The sequence below is a fragment of the Pedobacter psychrophilus genome (assembly GCF_001652725.1).
In the GTDB taxonomy this organism is placed as follows: domain Bacteria; phylum Bacteroidota; class Bacteroidia; order Sphingobacteriales; family Sphingobacteriaceae; genus Pseudopedobacter; species Pseudopedobacter psychrophilus.
Window position 1 is genome coordinate 150,890 of record NZ_LWHJ01000031.1, and the last position, 22,742, is coordinate 173,631.

22 protein-coding genes and 2 tRNA genes are annotated in these 22,742 nt (G+C 32.4%); 7 read left to right on the forward strand and 17 right to left on the reverse strand.

Annotated elements, in window-relative coordinates:
- Positions 1 to 5 precede the first annotated feature (5 nt).
- Positions 6 to 2,459 carry a bifunctional UDP-N-acetylmuramoyl-tripeptide:D-alanyl-D-alanine ligase/alanine racemase gene (locus A5893_RS15985; protein ID WP_068823593.1) on the reverse strand — a complete coding sequence of 818 codons (2,454 nt, stop codon included), beginning with the start codon at positions 2,457 to 2,459 and terminating at the stop codon, positions 6 to 8.
- Between the two features lie 49 nt (positions 2,460 to 2,508).
- Here A5893_RS15985 and A5893_RS15990 point away from each other — a divergent pair, with 49 nt between their 5' ends.
- From A5893_RS15990 to A5893_RS16000, 3 genes are all read left to right on the forward strand, one after another.
- Positions 2,509 to 2,988 carry a regulatory protein RecX gene (locus A5893_RS15990; RefSeq protein ID WP_068823594.1) on the forward strand — a complete coding sequence of 160 codons (480 nt, stop codon included), beginning with the start codon at positions 2,509 to 2,511 and terminating at the stop codon, positions 2,986 to 2,988.
- 93 nt (positions 2,989 to 3,081) lie between these two features.
- Positions 3,082 to 3,154 (forward strand) — tRNA-Gly (locus tag A5893_RS15995).
- A 49-nt stretch (positions 3,155 to 3,203) separates the two neighbouring features.
- Positions 3,204 to 3,288: transfer RNA gene (locus A5893_RS16000), tRNA-Leu, on the forward strand.
- A gap of 144 nt (positions 3,289 to 3,432) precedes the next feature.
- Here the strand turns inward: A5893_RS16000 and A5893_RS16005 are convergent.
- From A5893_RS16005 to A5893_RS16045, 10 genes are all read right to left on the reverse strand, one after another.
- Positions 3,433 to 5,160 carry a HAMP domain-containing histidine kinase gene (locus tag A5893_RS16005; RefSeq protein ID WP_068823596.1) on the reverse strand — a complete coding sequence of 576 codons (1,728 nt, stop codon included), beginning with the start codon at positions 5,158 to 5,160 and terminating at the stop codon, positions 3,433 to 3,435.
- 7 nt (positions 5,161 to 5,167) lie between these two features.
- Positions 5,168 to 6,280 (reverse strand): histidine kinase, encoded by a 1,113-nt coding sequence (locus tag A5893_RS16010; protein WP_068823598.1) that lies wholly within the window; start codon positions 6,278 to 6,280, stop codon positions 5,168 to 5,170.
- The gene (kdpC, locus tag A5893_RS16015) at positions 6,281 to 6,844 is read right to left on the reverse strand and encodes a potassium-transporting ATPase subunit KdpC (protein ID WP_068823600.1); all 564 of its coding nucleotides are present in this window, start codon (positions 6,842 to 6,844) and stop codon (positions 6,281 to 6,283) included.
- Between the two features lie 5 nt (positions 6,845 to 6,849).
- Positions 6,850 to 8,886, reverse strand: coding sequence for a potassium-transporting ATPase subunit KdpB (kdpB, locus tag A5893_RS16020; protein ID WP_068823601.1), 2,037 nt, complete (start codon positions 8,884 to 8,886; stop codon positions 6,850 to 6,852).
- 4 nt (positions 8,887 to 8,890) lie between these two features.
- The gene (gene kdpA / locus A5893_RS16025; RefSeq protein WP_068823602.1) at positions 8,891 to 10,582 is read right to left on the reverse strand and encodes a potassium-transporting ATPase subunit KdpA; all 1,692 of its coding nucleotides are present in this window, start codon (positions 10,580 to 10,582) and stop codon (positions 8,891 to 8,893) included.
- Between the two features lie 3 nt (positions 10,583 to 10,585).
- Entirely contained in the window at positions 10,586 to 10,663 is a 78-nt protein-coding gene (locus A5893_RS18345; protein ID WP_157687589.1) for a potassium-transporting ATPase subunit F, read from the reverse strand.
- A 239-nt stretch (positions 10,664 to 10,902) separates the two neighbouring features.
- Positions 10,903 to 12,246: a sigma-54-dependent transcriptional regulator gene (locus A5893_RS16030; RefSeq protein WP_068823603.1), complete on the reverse strand. Its 1,344-nt coding sequence runs from the start codon at positions 12,244 to 12,246 to the stop codon at positions 10,903 to 10,905.
- Between the two features lie 2 nt (positions 12,247 to 12,248).
- The gene (bshB1, locus tag A5893_RS16035; protein WP_068823604.1) at positions 12,249 to 12,971 is read right to left on the reverse strand and encodes a bacillithiol biosynthesis deacetylase BshB1; all 723 of its coding nucleotides are present in this window, start codon (positions 12,969 to 12,971) and stop codon (positions 12,249 to 12,251) included.
- 2 nt (positions 12,972 to 12,973) lie between these two features.
- Complete coding sequence (locus A5893_RS16040; protein ID WP_068823605.1) at positions 12,974 to 13,480, reverse strand: glutathione peroxidase; 507 nt, start codon at positions 13,478 to 13,480, stop codon at positions 12,974 to 12,976.
- Positions 13,481 to 13,484: 4 nt separating this feature from the next.
- On the reverse strand, positions 13,485 to 14,084 hold the full coding sequence (locus A5893_RS16045) for a DUF4294 domain-containing protein (RefSeq protein WP_068823606.1): 600 nt from the start codon (positions 14,082 to 14,084) through the stop codon (positions 13,485 to 13,487).
- Between the two features lie 104 nt (positions 14,085 to 14,188).
- Between A5893_RS16045 and A5893_RS16050 the strand changes: the two genes are divergently transcribed.
- On the forward strand, positions 14,189 to 16,420 hold the full coding sequence (locus A5893_RS16050) for a RelA/SpoT family protein (RefSeq protein WP_068823607.1): 2,232 nt from the start codon (positions 14,189 to 14,191) through the stop codon (positions 16,418 to 16,420).
- Between the two features lie 8 nt (positions 16,421 to 16,428).
- Here A5893_RS16050 and A5893_RS16055 read toward each other — a convergent pair whose 3' ends face one another.
- The gene (locus tag A5893_RS16055; protein ID WP_068823608.1) at positions 16,429 to 17,283 is read right to left on the reverse strand and encodes a nucleotidyl transferase AbiEii/AbiGii toxin family protein; all 855 of its coding nucleotides are present in this window, start codon (positions 17,281 to 17,283) and stop codon (positions 16,429 to 16,431) included.
- Positions 17,280 to 17,918: a type IV toxin-antitoxin system AbiEi family antitoxin domain-containing protein gene (locus tag A5893_RS16060; protein WP_068823609.1), complete on the reverse strand. Its 639-nt coding sequence runs from the start codon at positions 17,916 to 17,918 to the stop codon at positions 17,280 to 17,282. Before A5893_RS16060 ends, A5893_RS16055 begins: the two co-directional genes overlap by 4 nt.
- A 297-nt stretch (positions 17,919 to 18,215) precedes the next feature.
- On the opposite strand from A5893_RS16060, the gene A5893_RS18255 reads away from it, so the two are divergent.
- Positions 18,216 to 18,374: an ACT domain-containing protein gene (locus A5893_RS18255; RefSeq protein ID WP_317040604.1), complete on the forward strand. Its 159-nt coding sequence runs from the start codon at positions 18,216 to 18,218 to the stop codon at positions 18,372 to 18,374.
- Between the two features lie 99 nt (positions 18,375 to 18,473).
- On the opposite strand, the gene A5893_RS16065 is transcribed toward A5893_RS18255, so the two are convergent.
- The 4 genes from A5893_RS16065 to A5893_RS16080 are packed head-to-tail and all read right to left on the reverse strand — an operon-like array spanning position 18,474 to position 21,559.
- Complete coding sequence (locus A5893_RS16065) at positions 18,474 to 18,836, reverse strand: DUF1573 domain-containing protein (RefSeq protein ID WP_068823610.1); 363 nt, start codon at positions 18,834 to 18,836, stop codon at positions 18,474 to 18,476.
- 7 nt (positions 18,837 to 18,843) lie between these two features.
- Complete coding sequence (locus A5893_RS16070) at positions 18,844 to 20,163, reverse strand: peptidase associated/transthyretin-like domain-containing protein (protein WP_068823611.1); 1,320 nt, start codon at positions 20,161 to 20,163, stop codon at positions 18,844 to 18,846.
- Positions 20,160 to 21,299, reverse strand: a complete 1,140-nt coding sequence (locus A5893_RS16075; protein WP_068823612.1) for a hypothetical protein — start codon at positions 21,297 to 21,299, stop codon at positions 20,160 to 20,162. The genes A5893_RS16070 and A5893_RS16075 overlap by 4 nt, the downstream gene beginning before the upstream one ends.
- On the reverse strand, positions 21,296 to 21,559 hold the full coding sequence (locus tag A5893_RS16080; protein WP_157687582.1) for a hypothetical protein: 264 nt from the start codon (positions 21,557 to 21,559) through the stop codon (positions 21,296 to 21,298). Before A5893_RS16080 ends, A5893_RS16075 begins: the two co-directional genes overlap by 4 nt.
- Before the next feature lie 204 nt (positions 21,560 to 21,763).
- On the opposite strand from A5893_RS16080, the gene A5893_RS16085 reads away from it, so the two are divergent.
- Positions 21,764 to 22,159 (forward strand): helix-turn-helix domain-containing protein, encoded by a 396-nt coding sequence (locus A5893_RS16085; protein WP_068823614.1) that lies wholly within the window; start codon positions 21,764 to 21,766, stop codon positions 22,157 to 22,159.
- A gap of 87 nt (positions 22,160 to 22,246) precedes the next feature.
- On the forward strand, positions 22,247 to 22,726 hold the full coding sequence (locus tag A5893_RS16090) for a Fur family transcriptional regulator (RefSeq protein WP_068823615.1): 480 nt from the start codon (positions 22,247 to 22,249) through the stop codon (positions 22,724 to 22,726).
- Positions 22,727 to 22,742: the final 16 nt, after the last annotated feature.

Here is a 22,742-nt window from a genome sequence, read left to right on the forward strand (position 1 = left end):
TTTATTTATTCGTAATAATAAATCCTCTTTACTCTTTGCGAAATATTAGTGATCACTTCATAAGGAATGGTTTCCATATTTTTAGCTAGATCATAAACTGACAAATCTTCACCAAAAACAATCACATCATCTCCAGTATTTACTTCTAAATCACTTACATCCAACATGGTCATATCCATACAGATATTTCCAATCGTTTTAACTTTTTGATTATTGATCAACATTTCGCCCTTGCCATTTCCTAAAATCCTAGGAAAGCCATCTGCATAACCAATTTTAACAGTGGCAATTTTACCATCTTTTAGCATTACTCCACTCCTACCGTATCCTACCGTATCTCCCTTTTTTAAATGCTTAATTTGAGAAATTGTAGTTTTTAGAGTTGCTACATTAGCCAAAAGATGCTGTTCTTCTATAACACCTTCAATTCCGTAAAGTCCAATTCCTAAACGCACCATATCAAATTGCGCTTTTGGCCATTTTGTAATTGCCGAAGTGTTAGAAATGTGCTTTAAAAAAATGTAACCTAACTCTCTTTCAAATTTGGAAGTAATTTTAGAAAATAAATCAATCTGTTGCTGTGTGTAATTATGATGTTTTTCACTTTCGCTACCCGCTAGGTGTGAGAACATACTTTTTACTTTAACATTATTATTTTGTTTTAAAAACGATAATAACTCATCAACCTCATCCTCCATAAAACCTAAGCGATGCATTCCTGTATCCAATTTAATATGAATTGCTTGTTTACTTAAGTTTTTTGAAGAAACTAAATCGGCGAAAGCCTTTAAAATTCTTAAACTATAAATTTCTGGCTCTAAGTTATAGTTAATTATCGCTTCAAAGCTTGAAACCTCCGGACCCAAAACCATAATTGGAATAGTAATTCCTGCTTCTCTTAACTCTATACCTTCATCAGCGTAAGCAACGGATAAATAATCTACGCCATTATGTTGTAATAGATTTGCAATTTCCTCGCTTCCACTTCCATAAGCAAAAGCCTTAACCATAGCCATTAATTTTACGCCTTTTTTTAATTTGCCTTTATAATGATTTAGGTTGCTAACAATCGCATTTAAATTAATTTCTAAAACAGTTTCATGAATTTTTAAGCTCAGTTTTTTGCTGATCCTTTCAAACTCAAAATGCCTTGCCCCTTTAATTAAAATGGTTTCGTTATAAATACTTTCCCAGTTAAATCGCTTTAGAAAATATTCAGTATCGCTAAAAAAAAGACTATCCTTTTTAAAAAATGACTGATGCTTTTTTAATTCTTTACCAATACCAATAAATTTATCGACTCCTTTATTTTTAATCAAATGAGCTACATTTTTGTAAAGCTCACTCTCCGCAATTCCGGATTGATAAATATCAGAAAGAATTAATGTTTTTGTTGGATGTTGGTTTTGCTGGTTTAAAAAATTAAGCGCAATATCTAAAGAAGAAAAATCCGAATTATAAGAATCGTCAATAACATCACTTTGGTTAATGCCTTTTTTTAGCTCTAAACGCATTTTTACTGGCAATAAATTCATCATCCTATTTTCGATGATGTTCTGCTGGTATCCTAAATATAATAAGGTAGCCCAGCAAATAATTGCATTTTCAATTGACGATTGACTTGTAAATGGAATGTTTATTTCAATTTCCTTTTCCTGACATGTGCCCTTAATTAAAGTTTGGTTTTCTTTTTTATTGATATCTAGAATCTGCAAATCAGCATTTTCAGTTAAACTCCAGGTAAAATTTTTTTTAAAATCTTGGCTTTCGCCGATATACTTTTTATTGATGATAACTATTTGAGAATTTTTAAAGAGTTTTAGTTTTTCATTGATTTTTTCCTCCCTACTATTAAAACCTTCGTCATGAGCGTCGCCAATATTAGTTAGAATTCCAATAGTTGGTTGGATAATTTCTTCTAGAACAGCCATTTCATTATTGGTAGAAATTCCAGCTTCAAAAATCCCCAAATTGTATTGATTGCTCATTTGCCAAACGGAAAGAGAAACTCCCATTTGTGAGTTATAGCTTTTTGGGCTACGGATAATTTCTTGATCATTTACCATTAATTGGTATAACCATTCTTTAACAATGGTTTTGCCATTGCTTCCTGTAATCCCGATAACTGGATAATCAAAATGTTTTCTATGAGCTTTTGCAAGTTTTTGCATCGCCTTTAAGGCATTACCAACCCATATAAAATTGGCATCCGGAAAATTTGAAGTGTTAAAATCTTTCTGTGTAATTACAAAAGATTTAACCCCTAATTTATAAAGGCTATCTATAAATTGATGTGCATCTCTTTTACCTTCTAACGTAAAAAATATAGAGCTAGAAGCGTCAGTTATTTTTCTGCTATCAGTTAGAAGGTTTTTTATATTTTGATGAGGATGACGGAGTAAATCTTGATCACCAATTATTTCAGAAATGTTTTGAATGCTGTAAGATAATTCCTTCATCTGCTGCAAAGTTGACGAATATTCGTGAATATCACTAATTTTATAGCCAATGCTGCAAAAAACAAATGTTCCTTTAGATTATAAATCTGCTTTACAAAAAGCAGAAGCTTTTTGCGCCTACCAAGAACGCAGTCAGTATGAAGTTAGAGGAAAGTTGATAAGCCTGGGAATTTATTATGAGGAATTAGAAAACATCATCCTAAATTTGATAGAAACTGGTTTTTTAAACGAAGAACGCTTTGCAAACACCTATGCAAGAGGTAAAATGAGAATAAAAAGTTGGGGCAAAAACAAAATAAAGCAAGGTTTAAAATTAAAACAAGTATCTCCACCATTAATTAAAAAAGCACTTCAAAATTTAGATGGTGATGAATATTTAGAAAAATTGGTTGGGCTTTTAGAAAAAAAAGCTCCTTTGATAAAGGAAAAAGTTCGTTTTAAACGCAATTATAAGCTTTGTCAATATGCAATGAGCAGAGGATTTGAACAAGATTTAATTTTTTATGTGTTGAATGATAGGGAATTATAGCAGTAGTTTAACTTTTTTTTAATTGAATATTGCATAGAATTATTTTCTGGCTATATTTGCAACCCGCAAGGGAAAGAAAGTTCTTTAAAATATGCGAAAGTAGCTCAGTTGGTAGAGCACAACCTTGCCAAGGTTGGGGTCGCGAGTTCGAATCTCGTCTTTCGCTCTCTTTGGATAATCTCTTTGTGAGTTATCTTTAGTAAGCTTCAATGCTTGCTCAGATGGTGGAACTGGTAGACACGCAGGACTTAAAATCCTGTTCCTGTTAAGGGAGTGCGGGTTCGATTCCCGCTCTGAGTACAAAACCTCTTTACAAGCCCGTAAAGAGGTTTTTGTTTTTTGAAGAAAATCCACATCTAGAATTGCGAGGCTGATAAAATGGCTTTTAAAAAGGTTTAAATCTGCTTTTCTTTCATTGATGTTTTAAATATAATATTTCAAATCCTATTTTACCGGCAACAAAAATCCAAAAGTACTTCCGGTTCCAATTTCACTTTTTACATAAATACTTCCTTGTTGCGCTTCTATAAATTCTTTAGAAATGGCTAAACCTAGTCCTGTACCTCCTTTTTCACTGGTATTAGAAGGCACTTGAAAATACTTTTCAAATAATCTCTTCTGGTATTTTTCCTCAATCCCTTTGCCAACATCGGTTACAGAAAATTCGATAGCATCATAACCTGGTTTTACACAAACATCAATAGTAGATTTTTCAGGACTGTAACGTACTGCATTAGAGAGAAAATTAGTTAGAACCCAAGCTGTTTTTTCTACATCTGCCTTTACTTTAGGTAAATTATTATTCAGCTGGACTTTAAAATCGATACCTTTTTGTTGAGCAGAAAATTTAACAGTGTTAATTGCATAATCTACAATATCTTGTGCATTAACTTCATGGATGTTCAACTGAATATTACCACTTTCTAGTTGCGTTAAATCCAACATCTCTGACGTAATTTTTAGCAACCTTTGAGTATCATCATCAATGTTTTTTAACAAATCGTTTTGCTCATGATTCATATCTCCTATCCTTTTATCTTTTAACAGTTTGATACTCATCCTAATTGCAGAAATAGGTGTTTTTAATTCGTGGGAGATGATTGACATGAAGTTAGTTTTTGCTGCATCCAACTCGTGGTATTTTGTGATATTTTTGAGCAGGATAACAGAACCGAAATGTCTTTCAGACATTTCATCATTTTTAGGATTAATTTCTGTTTTTAGCTCAAAAACTTCCTTTGAAAAAAAACTTTCTTTCTCATCGGCATAAATTCTTAATTCTTTTTGATTTTTCTCGGCTAAAATCTCTCGCATTAAATCATTTTTTAAGGCGATGTCCAAAGCGTAGCGTCCCTTTAAATCATCAGCTTTAGCATTTAATAAATTCAAAGCAACTGCATTAGCAAACAGGATATTTTTATTTTCATCCAAGCCAATAACTGCATCCTTCATGTTATTAATAATGGTCTCCAATCTTAGTTTCTCAAATATGATATTCGCTAAATTGCTGTTTTCAAAATCATTGAGTCTTTTAGCCATATGATTAAAAGCCTGGGCTAATTGTGCTAACTCGTCGTTTCCCTCTACAACAATACGCTTCTGATAATTTTTAAGGGTAATTTCTTCAATACCTTCCGTTATCACATTTAAGGGATTAGCAATGTATCCCGGAAAATTAAAAATGAAACTCAAAGCAATCATGATACAGACACTACCAAAAATGCCGACATATAAAGTTGCATTTTTAGAAGTTTGAAGGGCAATATTATTCTTTAAAACGATGGCTTTCATATTGATATCCATTATTAAATATAAATTAGCCCTAATGTTGTCTTTTAACTCTTCAATATTATTCGGATTTGATGAGATTTTAGAAAAGTCGACAAAAATGTTATTTGTAACTTTCTCTTCCCCTATTTCGGTTATATTATTTCTTTGTTTTTGGATGAGTTGATTAATTTTATTGATTTCTTCCGCATTTAACACCTTACCATTTCCACCCAATTCTTGCAGGATAGATTTAGAAATATCAATTGATAAATAATTGTCCTTTAATATCAATTGAGCGTCTTTAGATAACCTATTGATATACCAGGTAGATGCTACAACCAACCCGATGATGAGTACAAAAAGAAATCCTGTGCCTAACCTTAATTTTGTTTTAATATTCATTTTATCCCTATGAAATAATGATTAAGTCAATTTCTGTATCACCCATTTTTTTAAGCAATTTATCAAATAAAGAAGTTTTAAATATTAAATCTAATGGACTTATTTTTGGTTTACCAATGCAAATGGTAGTAATATCATATTTTAAAGCAGTATCAAAAATAATATCAGCTACATTATTGCCCTTTACTTTTATTACTTCTGCGCCCATTTCTGTTGCTAATTTAAAATGGTTTATTAAATGCCTTTGTAAATCTAATTTAACCCTATCAGGATTTTCATTTTCTCTTTGCACATAAAGCACCATCCATTTAGATTGATAATAGGACGCTAAGCGAGCCGTTTTTCTCAAAATCTGTTTGGTGCCTGTTGGATTGGTAGAAATACAGGCAAGAATCTTTTCTTTTCTTAGCTTGACATTGGCTGGTAAACTGTTGGAGATTTTCCTTTCAAGATGATGTGCAGTTTCTTTATTGGCCAACTCTCTTAATTGCAGTAATTGCTCAATCTTAAAGAAATTGTTGAGCGCAATCGGAATCTTATCCTCTTTGTATATTTTACCTTCCTTTAATCTTTGGATAAGCTCATCAGCCGTTAAATCTATTTGTATAATTTCATCAGCCATCAAAATGACCTTATCCGGAACAGTTTCTGAAACTTTAATACCGGTAATTTTTTCTACTTCTTGATTTAAACTTTCTATATGTTGGATATTTATTGCCGAAATCACATTTATGCCCGCATTTAAAATATCGATAACATCTTGCCACCTTTTTTCGTTTTTGCCACCTTCAATATTTGTATGCGCCAATTCATCAACAATAACCACCTCTGGCTTAACTTGTAGAATGGATTTTAAATCCATTTCTTCTAAAGATTTACCTTTATAAAAAATGGATTTTCTTGGGATAATGGGTAAATCTCCAACCAGTTCCTGAGTTTCTTTCCTTTGATGCGTTTCAATATAACCTATCTTAACATCTATGTCGTTTTTGATCAAAGCACTCGCTTCCTGCAACATCCGGTAAGATTTTCCAACACCCGCACTCATCCCCAGATAAATTTTGAATTTACCTTTTTGGTTTACTTTAATTAAATCTAAAAATTGATTTTTTTCGATCATTTATTTCAAGGCATCTAACCGAATGTTCAAATCTAATACATTAATAGTTGAAGGCCCAAACAATCCAAATAAAGGTTTATTTTCAATATCCATAACTAATTTCTTAATTTTTTCTTTACCGATATTTCTCGTACTTGCAATCCTATCTACTTGTACTAAAGCGGCTTCTAAAGAAATTTGTGGGTCTAAACCACTACCAGAAGCCGTTACCAATTCTGATGGTATTGCCGGTTTATTTACTGTTGGGTTTTCTTTTTGGAATGCAGCAATACGTTCTTCAACTTGTGCTAAATATTCTGGATTTGTTGGGCCTTTATTCGATCCTCCAGAACCGCCTCCGTTATAATCAACCGCAGAAGGGCGGCTTTGAAAATACCTGGCTTGGGTAAAAGATTGACCGATTAATTCAAAACCTACCACTTTCCCTTTAACGGATATTTTTGACCCTTCCCCTTTGTCTTTTTGCAATTGAGCAATTCCGTAAATAGCTGCAGGATAAACAAAAGCAATGATGATGATAAAAACCAGACTTAATCTTAACGCTGGTAAAATATGTGTTTTCATGATATTTAAAATAAAAGTGATACGCCTAAATCAATTAATTTAATTCCTATAAAAGGAACAATTACGCCTCCTAAACCATAAATTAACAGGTTTCTTCTTAACAAAGCACTTGCACCAATCGGTTTATATGCTACTCCCTTTAAAGCCAATGGAATCAACAGCGGAATGATGATGGCGTTAAAAATAACTGCGGATAAAATTGCTGTTTCTGGACTGTGTAAATCCATGATGTTTAAAAACTGTAAAGCTGGAATTGCTGTAATAAACAATGCTGGAACGATGGCGAAATATTTGGCCACATCATTTGCGATAGAAAATGTAGTTAACGTTCCCCTTGTCATTAATAATTGTTTACCAATTTCTACTATTTCTATCAGTTTGGTAGGGTCGTTATCTAAATCAACCATGTTACCCGCTTCTTTAGCAGCTTGTGTTCCGCTGTTCATGGCAACTCCAACATCGGCTTGAGCCAAAGCAGGCGCATCGTTAGTACCATCGCCCATCATGGCAACCAATTTACCCAATTTTTGCTCTGCCTTAATATAATTCATCTTATCCTCAGGCTTAGCCTCTGCAATAAAATCATCTACACCTGCCTTTTCGGCGATGAATTTTGCAGTTAAAGGGTTGTCTCCAGTTACCATAACTGTTTTAATTCCCATTTTTCTTAACCTTTCAAAACGTTCGCTAATGCCAGGTTTAATAATATCCTGTAACTCTATGACGCCCATAATCACAGAATTTTCGGTAACTACTAATGGCGTTCCACCGTTTGAGGCTATCTTATTTACCTCGATAGAGGTATCTTCTGGAAAAGAAAAATTAGCATTTTCAGTTATTTTCCTCATTGAATCAAAAGCACCTTTAAGAATTTGATTGCCATTCTTTAATTTCACGCCACTTGATCTGGTTTCAGCAGTAAATTTGATAAAATTCATTCCCTCTTTTTCAGACGAGTTAACCGCACCAATGGGCAATAATTCATTAGCTAATTCCACTATGGATTTCCCTTCAGGAGTTTCATCAGCAATAGAACTCAATAAACAAAGCTTTATAAAAGTTTCTTTTGGGATGCCATTTGCAGGGTAAAAGGCAGTTGCTTTTCTATTACCGATTGTGATAGTTCCTGTCTTATCTAATAAAAGTACATCAATATCTCCTGCAGTTTCAACTGCTTTCCCAGATTTGGTAATTACATTTGCTCTTAAGGCCCTATCCATTCCAGCAATCCCGATTGCTGAAAGCAAACCACCGATAGTTGTTGGGATCAAGCAAACGAATAAGGAAATAAAAGCCGCAATGGTAATGGGTGCATTCGCATAATCTGCGAATGGTTTCAATGTGATACAAACAATCACAAAAACTAAAGTGAAACCCGCTAATAATATAGTTAAAGCTATTTCATTTGGAGTTTTCTGACGAGATGCACCTTCTACTAAAGCAATCATTTTATCTAAAAAACTTTCGCCGAGGTCTGATGTAACTTTTACCTTGATTTGGTCTGATAATACCTTAGTCCCACCAGTAACCGAAGATTTATCGCCACCAGCCTCTCTAATTACAGGGGCAGATTCACCAGTAATTGCAGATTCATCAATAGTTGCAATTCCTTCAATAATTTCACCGTCAGAAGGGATAGTGTCGCCAGCTTCACAAATAAAAACATCGCCTTTGGCTAATTCTCCGGATGATATTTCTTTAATATCGCTAGCCGATAGGTATAATTTTGCAATGGTATCCTGTCTGGTTTTTCTTAAAGAGTTAGCTTGTGCTTTTCCTCTGGCTTCGGCAATAGCCTCTGCAAAATTGGCAAACAATAACGTTAAAAGAAGGATAAAAAATACGGTAATGTTATATCCAAAGAAACCTTGATCGGTATATTTTAAGGAATATAAACTAGTAAGTAACATAAACACGGTACCCACTTCTACCGTAAACATCACTGGGTTTTTTATTAAACTTACCGGACTAAGCTTTACAAAAGCCTCTTTGACAGCAGTTTTAACTAATGCGGGTTCAAATAATTTTGTATGAGTTTCCATAATTTTATAAAGAAAAATATTCTGCTAATGGGCCTAATGTTAATGCTGGGAAGAATGATAATGCTGCTATAATTAATATGACTGCCATTATCATGACACCAAAAGTTCCTGTATCTGTTTTTAATGTTCCAGCACTTTCTGGCACTTGTTTTTTTGCAGCTAACAAACCTGCAATGGCAACCGGCCCTATGATTGGCAGAAATCTAGCTAATACTAAAACTACTCCTGTACTGATGTTCCAAAATGGTGTATTATCTCCTAATCCTTCAAAGCCAGAACCATTATTGGCCGAAGCACTACTATATTCATACATCATTTCCGAAAAACCATGATAACCTGGATTATTTAACCATCCATATTGATGTAGAACAATTAAAAAAGAAGATAATGCTGTACCTCCCAATATCAATAATGGATGTAGAAGTGCAATGAGCATGGCAATTTTCATCTCTCGGGCTTCTATCTTTTTACCTAAAAATTCCGGTGTTCGACCCACCATCAATCCAGAGATAAAAACAGCCAATATCAAAAAGACGTAAAAGTTCAGAAATCCTACACCAACTCCTCCGTAAAAAGCATTGACCATCATTCCCATCAATTGCGATAAACCGCTCAAAGGCGTCATGCTATCATGCATTGCATTAACAGAACCGTTTGAAGTTACGGTTGTGGTAACTCCCCAAAATGCGGATGCTGCGGCGCCAAATCGGGTTTCCTTACCTTCCATACTTCCGTGAATTTGCGAAATTCCCATATCGGTAATTTTTTTGTTTCCCTGCATTTCTTGCATTACAGAAGGAATTAAGAGCATCAGAAAACCAATAGTCATCACCCCAAAAATCATGATGCTTAGCTTTTTATTTTTAAGATAATAACCTAAAGCAAAAATTAAAGCTATCGGTATTAGAATAATTAATAGGTTTTCTAATATATTGGTTAAGTAAGTAGGATTTTCTAATGGGTGAGCCGAATTAACGCCGAAAAAACCACCTCCATTTGTACCAGCTTGTTTAATAGCAATCATGGCTGCTGCGGGGCCACGAGATATTTGTTGGGCTACACCTTCAATTGTTTGAATATTAGCCTTTCCCAAAAAAGTCATGGGTACACCACTAAATACTAAAATAACGGAAGTGATAACGGAAATTGGTAAAAGAATCCTTAAAACGGTTTTAACAAAATAATCATAAAAGTTACCTAATAAATTGCCTTGCTTTTCTTTAAAAGCTTTAAATACCACAATGCAAGCAGCTATACCAGTTGCTGCAGTTACAAATTGTAAAAATGTAATACAGGCTAATTGAGAAAGGTAACTTAAGCCAGTTTCTCCGCTGTAATGCTGTAAATTTGCATTTACCAAAAAGCTAACGGCGGTGTTAAAAGCCAAATCTGGCGACATGGAAGGATTGTTATCTGGATTCCAAAAATGATAGCTTTGAGTCATTAAGAGTAACATTGCCCAAAAGAACCAAATGAGGTTGATGGTTAGCAATGCCTTCAAATGTTCCTTCCAGGTCATTTGTTTGTTAGGGTTAATCCCGCTTAAGCGGAAAATAAATTTTTCTATTGGAGCAAAGAATCCTTCTGCAAATGGTTTCCCTTCTCCAAAAATCTTTGCAATATATTTTCCGAGTGGAATAGCCAATGCCACCGCTAAAAGGAAAATAAGGACGATACCTAAAATTTCTGTATTCATTTTTTAAAAATTTTCTGGTTTTAACAATACGTAAATCATGTAAAAGAATATCGCTATGGCGATGATGAATAATGCGCTCATATCTTTTCGAAATAGTTAATGGATTTAAAGAAAATAAAGAAGCAAATAAGGCCTACTAATAATAAAATGATTGTGCTCATGGTAATTTGTTTTGGAAAGCTTAAGCCAAAGCAAATACCATAAAAAACCATATTTTCAAACATTTGAAAATCAGTAAATTATGAAATAGGAAATATTGAAGGATGGAAAAACCATTCCAAAACGGAAGGGTATATTTCCAAAATGGAAGGGTGAGAGATTTATTTTAAGCCGTATTCTTCCAGCTTACGATAGAGTGTGGTTAAACCGATATTGAGTATTCTGGCGGTTTCAGTTTTATTATTTTGAGTATGGTTTAAAACTTTAAGGATATGATGTTTCTCTACACTTTGCAAATCTTGAGTAGCATTTCCCAAATCTGTTTGGTTAAATTCCCAAGGGAGTAAATTTACTTCTAATTCATTTTTTGGAGCTAAAATAACTGCTCGTTCAATGATGTTCTTCAACTCCCGAACGTTTCCTTTCCATGTATGAGAATGAAGCTCTTTAAGAAAACCTGTTGAAACGCTGTTAACAGTTTTGTTCATTTTTAAAGAAAATTCCTTAAGATAATGATTGACTAAAGATTCAATATCTTCTTTTCTATCGTTTAATGAAGGCAATGGAATGGTGAAAACAGATAAGCGGTAAAATAAATCGAGCCTAAAGGTACCGGCTTCCGCTTCTTGCTTTAAATTTCGATTGGTGGCTGCAATAATCCTAACATCAACTTTTAAGGTTTCTGTAGCTCCGACCTTTATAAAAGTTCCGGTTTCTAAAACACGAAGAAGTTTTGACTGAAGCTCTATGCTGAGTTCGCCAATTTCATCCAAAAATAAAGTGCCCTTATGCGCTTCTTCAAAAAGACCTTTTTTATCTTTTAAAGCTCCTGTAAAAGCTCCTGATTTATGACCAAAAAGTTCACTTTCCATTAAATCTTTAGATAACGCACTGCAATTTATTGCGATAAATTTTTCTTGCTTTCTTTTACTTTCATAATGGATGGCATTGGCAAAAACTTCTTTTCCGCTACCAGTTTCGCCCAGCAATAATACAGTGGTATCTGTTTGAGTCACTTTCTGTGCTAAATCAACCGCCTGTTTTAAAGCAGATGAATTTCCGATGATGCTTTCAAAATTAAATTTAGAAGAGATCTTCTGCTCTAACTCTTGAACTCTTTTTTGCAATAATGCTTTTTCCATGGCTTTTGCAACCAAAGGAATAATCTTATCATTATCATCACCTTTGGTAATGTAATCAAAAGCACCCTTTTGTATCGCTTTTACACCATCTGCAATGGTGCCGTAAGCGGTAAGGTTAATTACTTCTATATGTGGATATAAAGCTTTTATTTGCTCTGTCAAAATAATACCGTTAATATCCGGCAATTTAACATCGCTTAAAACCAATTGTATTTCTTGATTTTTAAGGATTTCTAATCCAGACTTTCCATTAAATGCCTGAAAAATCTCATAGCCTTCTAATCCTAAAATTCTCCCTAAAAGTTGATTGAGTTTTTCTTCATCATCTATGATAAGAATTTTTCCAGATTTGGAATTAGTCATGATTATAACAAATCAAATAAATTGTTTACCCCTAAAATCTTCTTGCTTAAAAATCCTTCTGCATGATCTACTTGTATAGATCTACCGTATTCTCTTGTTCTGCCAATAATTAAATCCATAAAAGCTGGGTTAGAGATATAAGTTGGTGCATCATCAAGTTCAATTCCTTCTACATAAAACTGTGTTTTATAAGCCCTTATAGCAGCCAACTTCTGCTCCATAAACTCAGAAATATCAATTACCACATCAGGTTTTATATAAGTATCTTGAATTAGATGAAGTAATAATCTTGGACGATATGCCTTTTGAATAAGACCATCTTGTGAAGTTACAATCTTTGATAATCCAGATAAAAAATAAGAATCATTTACTAATTGGCAGGCTCTTGCATGGTCAGGGTGACGATCTTCATAAGCATTTGTAATGACAATCTCGGGCTGATATTTTCTAATAATAGAAATTACTTTTAGCTGATGCTCTTCATCATTTTTAAAAAAACCATCTCTAACAGATAAATTTTCTCTAACATCTAAACCTAGTAAATCAGCAGCTTCTTTTGCTTCTTGATTGCGGGTTTCTGCTGTTCCTCTTGTGCCTAGCTCACCACGGGTTAAATCTATGATTCCAACTTTTTTGCCCGCTTTTTTATGTTTTAGGATAGTTCCTGCAGCACCAAGTTCAACATCGTCTGGGTGGGCAACTATAAAAAGTAAATCTAACTTCATGGTTATTTTTTGATGCTTCCTAAAAGCTTTTGAATTTTCTTTTTAACCTTGGTGGAGTTTGGCTTTGTAAAAGAATAGAAGTAATCTACTACTTCGCCTTGTTGGTTCACAATGTATTTATGAAAATTCCATCTAGGACTAGAGTTGATGTTGCCGTTTAATTTCTTTTCGGCCAGAAATTTAAAAAGTGGAGATGCATATTCCCCTCTTACACGCATTTTTTTAAAGATTGGGAAATGAGTATGGTAGTTTATAGCACAAAACTTACCAATGGCTTCATCGTTTAAAGGTTCTTGTTGTCCAAAATCATTGCTTGGGAAAGCCAGGATCTCAAATTTTTCACCGTCAAAATCTTTTCTTAGTTCTTCTAAATCTTTTAATTGAGGAGTAAAACCGCATTCGGAAGCGGTATTAACTATTAATAAAACTTTTCCTTCGTATTGTTTTAAAATAATTTTTTCTCCTTTAGAATTTTCTACCTCAAAATTATAAATATTTTTTTCAGTCATTATATTATTGATAAGTGTAGTATCCGGCAGAATGGATAATACCTTCAATATCCATCTCTTGGTCTACATCGTACTTGTTTCTAAGATCATGCCCAAATATTTTCGCAACAGATTGTACAACAAAGGCAGAAACATTTCCTTTTAGATCTTTAACTAATTGATAACTACTATTTCCTGTTTCCCTATCTACTAATTTTATTAAAATTTCGCCTTGGGAAATTGTTAAGTTTTTAATCTTATCGTTAAATAAATCCTTAATCTCTTTATCACAACTTTTAATGAGTTGTTTTTGTTTTCTTTTATCGTTAGTTAAGGCTAAATCTCTTTCTAATTGCCTGTATCTTTGCCCAGCAAACCTTGCATAAGGCAACACCTTTAAAACATTATACCTTAATCTCCTATATTTGTCATAATCTTCCTGAGATTTAAAAGTACGCCTATCTACAACGGTAACTTCCCCAATAACTACCCATGGAATAATTTCACCGTTATAATTTGTGGTTGCCACTTTAATGGTATCTTTAGCACCATAAGCTACTTGTGCCTGGCAATACCCAGCCAAAAAAAGAAAGACGCAAGAAAAAAACAAAGCTTTCGATTTCATAGTTTTAATATACAAATTTATACCTTATTAATTAATAAAATAGTAATAAGTAACCCTAATTTCGTTTATTTAATTTTTAAACGATTAGAAAGAGATAATATTGAATGAAAGATTATATAATTGATATAGAAGCTGAAAAATCAGAGATCCTAAAAAGATATCGCACTTTGTTAAGGGCTTGTAAATCAACGTTAAAAAAAGGTGATAAAAAAATGATACGCATGGCATTTGATATGGCGGTAGAGAGCCATAAAGATATGCGTAGAAAATCTGGCGAACCTTACATTTATCATCCTATTGCTGTTGCGCAAATTGCTGCAGAAGAAATTGGTTTAGGAACCACTTCTATCGTTTGCGCACTTTTACATGATGTAGTAGAAGATACTGACATTTCTTTAGAAGATATTGAACAAGAATTTGGTAAAAAAGTGGCCAAAATTATTGATGGCTTAACAAAAATTTCTGGTGTATTTGATGCCAATAGCTCTATCCAGGCAGAAAACTTTAGAAAAATGTTACTTACCCTTGCAGATGATGTGAGGGTGATTTTGATAAAACTAGCCGATCGTTTGCATAACATGAGAACCATGAATTTTATGCCTCGCGATAAGCAGCTTAAAATTTGTTCTGAAACGGTTTATTTATATGCACCTCTTGCCCATAGATTGGGTTTATACGCCATAAAATCTGAATTGGAAGACCTCTCCATGAAATATATGGAGCCTGAAACCTATAAATTTATCGCTACAAAATTAAACGAGAAAAAAGCAGAGCGTGAGCATTTTGTTAAAGAGTTTGTTGGCCCAATAAATAAAATTTTAGCCGAGTTAGATTTAAATGCCAGCGTGGTTGGTCGACCAAAATCTATACATTCCATTTGGAATAAGATGAAGAAAAAGGGAATTCCTTTTGAAGAGGTTTATGATCTTTTTGCAATCAGGATTATTTTAGACAGCCTACCAGAAAATGAAAAATCCGATTCCTGGAAAGCCTATTCTATAGTAACAGATCTTTATCGTCCAAATCCTGATAGATTAAGGGATTGGATTTCATCGCCAAAAGCAAATGGATATGAATCTTTGCATACGACGGTTATGGGGCCAAAAGGGCAATGGGTAGAAGTGCAGATACGCACCCAAAGAATGAACGAAATTGCCGAAAAAGGATTTGCAGCACATTGGAAATACAAGGAATCTTCATCTGATAGCGGTTTAGATCAATGGGTAAGTAAGGTAAGGGAAATGTTGAGTAACCCAGAAGCAAATGCATTAGACTTTCTGGATGATTTTAAGATGAACCTTTTCTCAGATGAGATTTTCATTTTTACGCCTAAGGGCGATTTAATACAACTTCCGGTTGAAGCTACAGCTTTAGATTTTGCTTTCGAAATCCATTCTGATGTGGGCGCAAAATGTATCGGTGCAAAAGTGAACCATAAATTAGTGCCTCTTTCTTATAAACTGCAAAATGGAGATCAGGTAGAGGTCATTACTTCTGGCAAACAAGCGCCAAAAGAGGATTGGCTAAACTTTGTGGTAACCGCAAAGGCCAAAGCGAAGATAAAATCTTCATTAAAAGAAGAGCGGAGAAAAATTGCAGAAGATGGTAAGGAGATTTTAGAACGTAAGTTAAAATCCTTAAAAATAACCTACAATACAGATAATATCTTAAAACTAAGCTACTATTTTAAACTTGGCTCTACCCAAGATGTCTTTTATAATGTTGCCAAAGGAATAATTGACCTTAAGGATTTAAAAGAATTTGCTGCATCAGAAAAAGTAGTTGAACAAAAGCCTGTTCAAGAAATAGAAACTGATCAAATCCAGAAATTAATTAAGCAGGTAAAAACAAAGGATAGTGACATTCTTTTAATTGGCGAAGACTTACAAAAGATAGATTATACGCTTTCAAATTGCTGCAACCCCATTCCTGGGGATGATGTTTTTGGTTTTGTAACCGTTTCTGATGGCATAAAAATCCACAGAACAAATTGCCCAAATGCAACAAAATTAATGAGCAGTTTTGGTTACCGGATTGTAAAAGCAAAATGGACAAGTCAGAAGCAAGTTGCCTTTTTAACTGGTTTACGTATTTTAGGTATAGATGAAGTTGGCTTAATAAATAACCTAACTCAAGTAATTTCTAACGATTTTAAGGTGAATATGCGTTCCATAACGGTAGATACCGACCAAGGGATTTTTGATGGAACCATTATGATTTATGTAAACGATACAACTCATCTCGATAATCTTATCAAAAAATTAAAAGAAGTTAAAGGAATTTCTGATGTAACTAGGTTTGATTCTGAAATTGAGACTTCTATGGTTAAGAAGTAATATAATCCTTAGTTCTCAAATTTTAAATGAATTACCAGATCTTGAAAATATATTGGTGACCAAATTTTAATGTCGGATTGGTTTTTTATAAATCTTTTGATATCATCTTTTACATATTTCATTTCAACATTGTTTATTCTTTCGGACAAAAGTTCCTGAAATTCCTGTTTGTTGATATTTTCCTTCTTCCAATCGCCACTATCAATTGCCCTCAAAAGGAAATGATTTAAATTAAGTTTTACTCCTTTTTTAATATACCATTCCATATCATACCAATCCCTACCTTTTACATTTTTTCCCCATTTACGGAAAATTAAAGCATGCATTTTGCCAGCAAATAAATTTGGTAGAGTAAGACATTTCACATAAAACGAAAATGGCTTTAATGATAATTTTTCTTCGGTTACAAAACCTAAAGGCGGCATTACATCAACTTCTAATTTGATTTTTATGTTTGCAACTTGGTCTAAACCACTTTGCGGAACAATACCTTCCAATGTTAGCTCTCGCCACATCGTTTCCGATTTTAAAAATGCAGAGTTGATATTTGTCTTAATCTTTTTTTCTTTCTCTTTAATCGTTACTTTCATCCCTAAAGCGGTAAATTCCAGTAAGATTGCTTCTTGATATTTATCCAAAGAAAAACCATCATCTGGTTTTAACAAGGAAAAATCTAAATCTTCCGAAAATCTATCTAAGCCATGGAAAATCCTTAAAGCTGTACCTCCATAAAAAGCAGCTTTCTCAAAAAATCCAGCTCTGTAAAGGGCAGCCAATACAATTTCTTGCATTATTTCTCTCAATGCGTCTTTTGCCTCTGCTTGATTTGAAGGCTGATAATTATTTAACCAATCTTTAATCATAGCGATTTAATAACCTTAACAACTTGAGAAATACTTTCTGCTTTTGGTGCATTATTTAACCAATTTTCAATTTCATCTGTATTTAAGTTTTTCAAAATAAATTCATCCATTCTTAAGTTCTTAATTAAAAATTCATACGCCTGTTTCTCACTCCTCAACACAATGCCTTTTGTTTTGATAATTTTATCGCATAATGCTTTTTCTTTTGATGCAATTAAAATCTGTTGGCTTTCGCCGATTAAAAGTGATTTAATTCCAAACGAATAATATGGTACAGGTAACTGGGAATATGAAAAAAAACCGATGGAAGTATCGAATTCTTTTGAAGACTTTATTGTAACTGAGGAAGTAGTATAAACTTTTTCTGGAATTAAACCATAATAGCTTAATGCAGAATCTAAACTGATGTAACTTGGTCCCAACAAATGGTTGGCTATCGTAAATTTTTCTGGAATGGCAGCAATAATAGCTGGACCCACTATATATAATCCTTTTTTAATTGACTGTAATTTATTCTGATGAATAAGTTCACTTATCTTATCATTTGGACGTTCATAATGCTTTAACCATGATATCAACAATTGATGTGTTAAGGGTTGACGAGAATGAGTTGAGATTTTATCTATCAAATTCATAAACAAATGTAGATAAATTAATAGATAATCGGATAATTTCCGATTATCTATTAATTATTTAACTATTTTATCTAGTAGAGAGGAATTAAACGTTAAATAAAACTAAAAAACTGCCCTAATGCAACCAAATTAATGTCGAGTTTTGGCTACCAGATTGTCAAAGCAGAATGTACATGTCAGAAGCAAGGCGCTTTTTTAACAGGTTTACATACTATTGTCATTGCTGATTTGGCTTAATAAATAACCTAACTCAGGTAATCTCAAACGACTTTAAAGTGTATATGCGCTCTATAACAGTTGATACTGACCAAGGAATTTTTTGATGGCACTATTATGATTTATGTTAACGATACCAATCATCTTGATAATTTGATTGAGAAGTTAAAAGAAGTAAAAGGAATTTCTGATGTAACTAGATTTGATTCTGAGATTGAAACTTTGGTGGTTAAGAAGTAAATAATCTATAAAGAATGATAAAACTTTTAAAGGTGTGATAAGTATTTAATGCCGAGTTAAGAAAATTATGAAGTTAGTAATATCAAAAATTATACTTACTCAATTACTTACATTGCCTTTTATAGTTAATTTATCATACTCATTTTTAGTGTTGGTGATAACTACTATATCTTTATTTATTAATCCATTATATCCTCTACTATCAAACTTAATAATTATAAAATCTGATTGAGAAGGTTTTATTATTTTAGGTGCCTTCGCAGTTGTACATCCACAGGTTGTACTTACTGAGTAAATTATTAAAGGAACTTTGTTTGATTTATTAGTTAGTTTAAAGGTAGCAGTAACAGTTGTGTTTGGTTTTATTTTTTTGAAATCATAAATCTTTTTATCAAATTCTAAGGTTGGGAACTGTTGACTCAGAATAGTAAAAAAAGTAATAATTAAAATAATATTTTTCATTTAATAATTATTTATAAGTATTGTTAAATTCAGCAAATTTTTTCTGCATATCAATTCCTTGTTTAGCTAAATCCTCTTTTACTTTTTTAATATCATAAAAAGGGGGGTATGGCAAATCTTTTGCCCAAAAGACAGGGTCATATTTGGCCTCTCCGGGAAATATGTTTTCAGCTTTATATCTCATTGCCCTAGATGGAAATTCATATAATATTCCTGTATTATATTTCTTTGCAAGATCTTCATTGGATTGATTTTTAAAATCAAAGCCTGAAAAATAAAATTCTAGCCTTTTTTCAATTTTTTTTGTAGGTTCATCTTTTAAGATGTAAGTAATATTACATCCCAAAAAGCTAGGAATTGTTTTAGAGTTTTCATCCTCTATGTAATTTATTTCTCCACTTAAGTTTAAAATTTTAAACCTCTCATCCATTTTATTGTAACCCCTTGCTGATTTATTAAAATCATGTGTATCAAAAATCACCCTTTTCAATTTACCATTGTCAGTATTTACATAATAAGTACCAGAAGAAGCTAGAACACCAGCAAAAAAATTAAACCTACGCCATTGCTTAGAAATTAAGTAATTTAATCTCTTGGGGTTTGGTTTGAAACTTATCTCAGCAATGTGTTCTTTACCATCAAAATAATTATTTGATAGTTTACGATCGCTCAAATCGCCACCAAAATACATTAGAAACTCTAAAATATACTTATTGAGATTATTCGGTGCTGCAAGCCAATTAATTTCATGTAAACCCATCTTTTTATCCATCATTATATTTAAAGATTTTATTTGATTGATTTTAGATATGAAACTTGAAGCACTAAGATTTCTTAGTGAATTTAAAGAAAAACCTTCGAAATGATATAAACCGAAACTTTCATTAAAGTCAATATAATCACCATCCAATTTTGTAAACTCTCGATAAAAGAAATTAGCATCATAAGGTTTTTGCACTAGGTTGTCGTAAAAGTTAGAGTTAAACTTGCTATTTATAGATTTGAACGTAAGCGGGTTAACTGAAACTTCATTTAAGATGTAAGATATTGGTATTAATTTTATTATTTGTTTAAGCTCATTACTTTGAAACTTTTTGGTTTCATAGCCAATGCAGCTAATTTGGATAAAGCTCAAATTTAATGGTAAAATAAAATGGCCTAATGAGTCAGAATTAACAATTACATCATTTGACTTAATTAATGCATAGGACACTCCTCTCCCTGTTTCCTTATCAACGATTTGATATTTACCGTCTTGACAAAATGCAATAGAGCATTTTAATATGAAAAATAAAAGCAGATAAATTGCTTTAAGAGTTTGTTTCATTTATATTTTATTTTAAAGATTTTGAGATTTGGTTCGCCCTCAATTATTTTGCTTGAAAAATATAGACAGCTATCTAATGCACCAATAATTTTTACTTCTCCTGCAAACTTAAATTCATCTGTTAGATTATGGTTTTTGTAAATTTGTAATCCTGTAATTTTTTTTTTCGAGCCTGACTCAATTAAAGTATATGTTCTACAGACAAAATCGTCAATTGTCAAAATATCATTAAAGTGATTAAATTCATTTTTAAATCTTTTTTCAGCGTTAGCATCAAAAGCCTCTGATAGTCTTTTGGTTACTCTATAATTAGTTTTATATCCTTTCGGACATATACCAAACTTCAAATGTGGCAGGAATTGTTTGTCTAAAGTATAAATCAAAGTATCCGCAGGGTAATTAATAACAATTCTATTTCTATTAATACTATAAGTCAAAGATGTTAAATAAGGATAATTTTTACCTTCTCCATATATAGAAGACCAGTTGTTAAATACTTTCTTGACCTTGTAGTTATCTAAGCTCAACATACCTAGATTATAAGCCTTTTTATAATATTCATTGTTATTAAATGCATTTAACTTTGGCAGTTCCATCTCTACTGGAATTATTAAAAAATCATTCAAACCATCATATTGTTGCATAGCCCCATAGTTCAATTGATAGAACATAACTTGATTGGGATTTGGGTTTTCAGAATCGAAACTTAATATATTAGGTTTAAATTTTATGTGAGAACTATCCAATAGTTGGAAATTGTTATCATACGTATAGATTAAACTATTGTCAACTATATAATAGTTGTTTTTAAAGTTTGTAAAAGAAAATATTTCTTTAATGTACGGAGCTTTTTTTTTCCCTAAGTAAGTGGCAATTACATTTCCATTCAAATCGAAGAACTTCACAGTTCCAAATATTTGGTCTATTACAGTTATTTTTTTATTTATAATTTTTGTGAAAGTTTTGAATGAGGTTATATTTAACTTTAAGTTAAAACTATCTATCTTTATTTGATTACCTAATAAATTCTCACTGTTTATGTATTTAAATTCATTATTATTAACGGAAGAATTACAACTTAAAAAAAGTAGTGAAATCAAAAGAGAAATCACTACATTTAATTTAACATTTTTCATTCTTGATTAGTCCCACCACAGTCTTCATTAGTTGAACAAGCTTTTCTAAATGAAATACAAGCCCCGTCTTGACAAGTATTACCAGCTTTGCATCTATTTTGGGGAGTATCAGGGCAAACTGCTCCGATGATAGCAGTTATTGCCTCGGCAATTGCTGTAGCTGGGTCTTGAACTGCTTCAGCTTTTTGAATCGAAAATGTAGATGTTAAAAGCACTATTCCTAAAAGTGCTACTAAAAATTTTTTGTTAAAATTTTTCATTAAAAATAAATTTAAGTTTTTTTTAAATCTCTTTCTATTGCCACCATGGCAGGGCAAAGTGTTTTCCCTCTTGTAACGCTACCTTACAAAGGTGAAAAATAAAAAACTTAGATTTTATGCTAATTAAGCATATAATATGCAAATTTAGAATATAAATGTTACAAAACTATTTCTTAAATTGCATTTCTAATTTACTGCGCTACAATGAAATACAACATCGGTTCTAAAATTAAAAATATCAGAATAAAGAAAAATCTACAACAAGGACAATTTGCTGCAATGTTAAATCTCTCTCAAAGTGCTTATTCTAAACTTGAGAACAATCACTCCTATTTTACTTTCGAGCAGATTATACATTTAGCATATATAACTGAAGCTGCATTATATGAGTTTTTTCCCGATGATTTAGCAGAATTGCAACAAATTAATTTTAGGATGCAGATGCAAGATTATTACAACGAAATCCAAAGCTTGAAAAAAGAAGTCTCTTATCAAAAAGATTTAAATGTAGAGCTTATGGAAAGGAATAAAACACTAGCAAAACTTTTAATTGAAAAGACAGTTTTTACCCCTCCCCCGCAAAGCTTGAGCCGTATTTAATAGTAGCATAAAACGGTTAGTTTTCAAATTCCCAAATATCATTTACCAAAATGATATTTTTTAATAACTTTGAACCTTAACAAAGCTATGGGAATGCAAGAAACCATTGATATGGTAAAAAAGATTTTCGAGAGCTATCTCGAAAATAAAAGTCTCCGGAAAACTCCTGAACGTTTCGCAATACTCGAAGAAATTTATTCACGCTCTGATCATTTTGATGTAGAATCTTTGTACATACAAATGAAAAATAAAAAATACAGGGTGAGTAGAGCTACCGTTTACAATACCTTAGAGCTTTTGCTTTCTTGCGATTTAGTGACCAAACATCAGTTTGGAAAAAATATGGCGCAGTTTGAGAAATCTTACGGTTTTAAACAGCATGATCATATCATTTGCATTGATTGCGGCAAAGTGGTAGAGTTTTGCGACCCTCGCGTTCAGCAGATACAATCTATGATGGGTGATTTATTAAAATTCGAGATTAAGCATCATTCACTGAACTTATATGGCAATTGTACCCAATTAAAAGCGGGTCATTGTGCATCCCAAGAAAATAAATTTATTTAAACATTTCATTTAAACT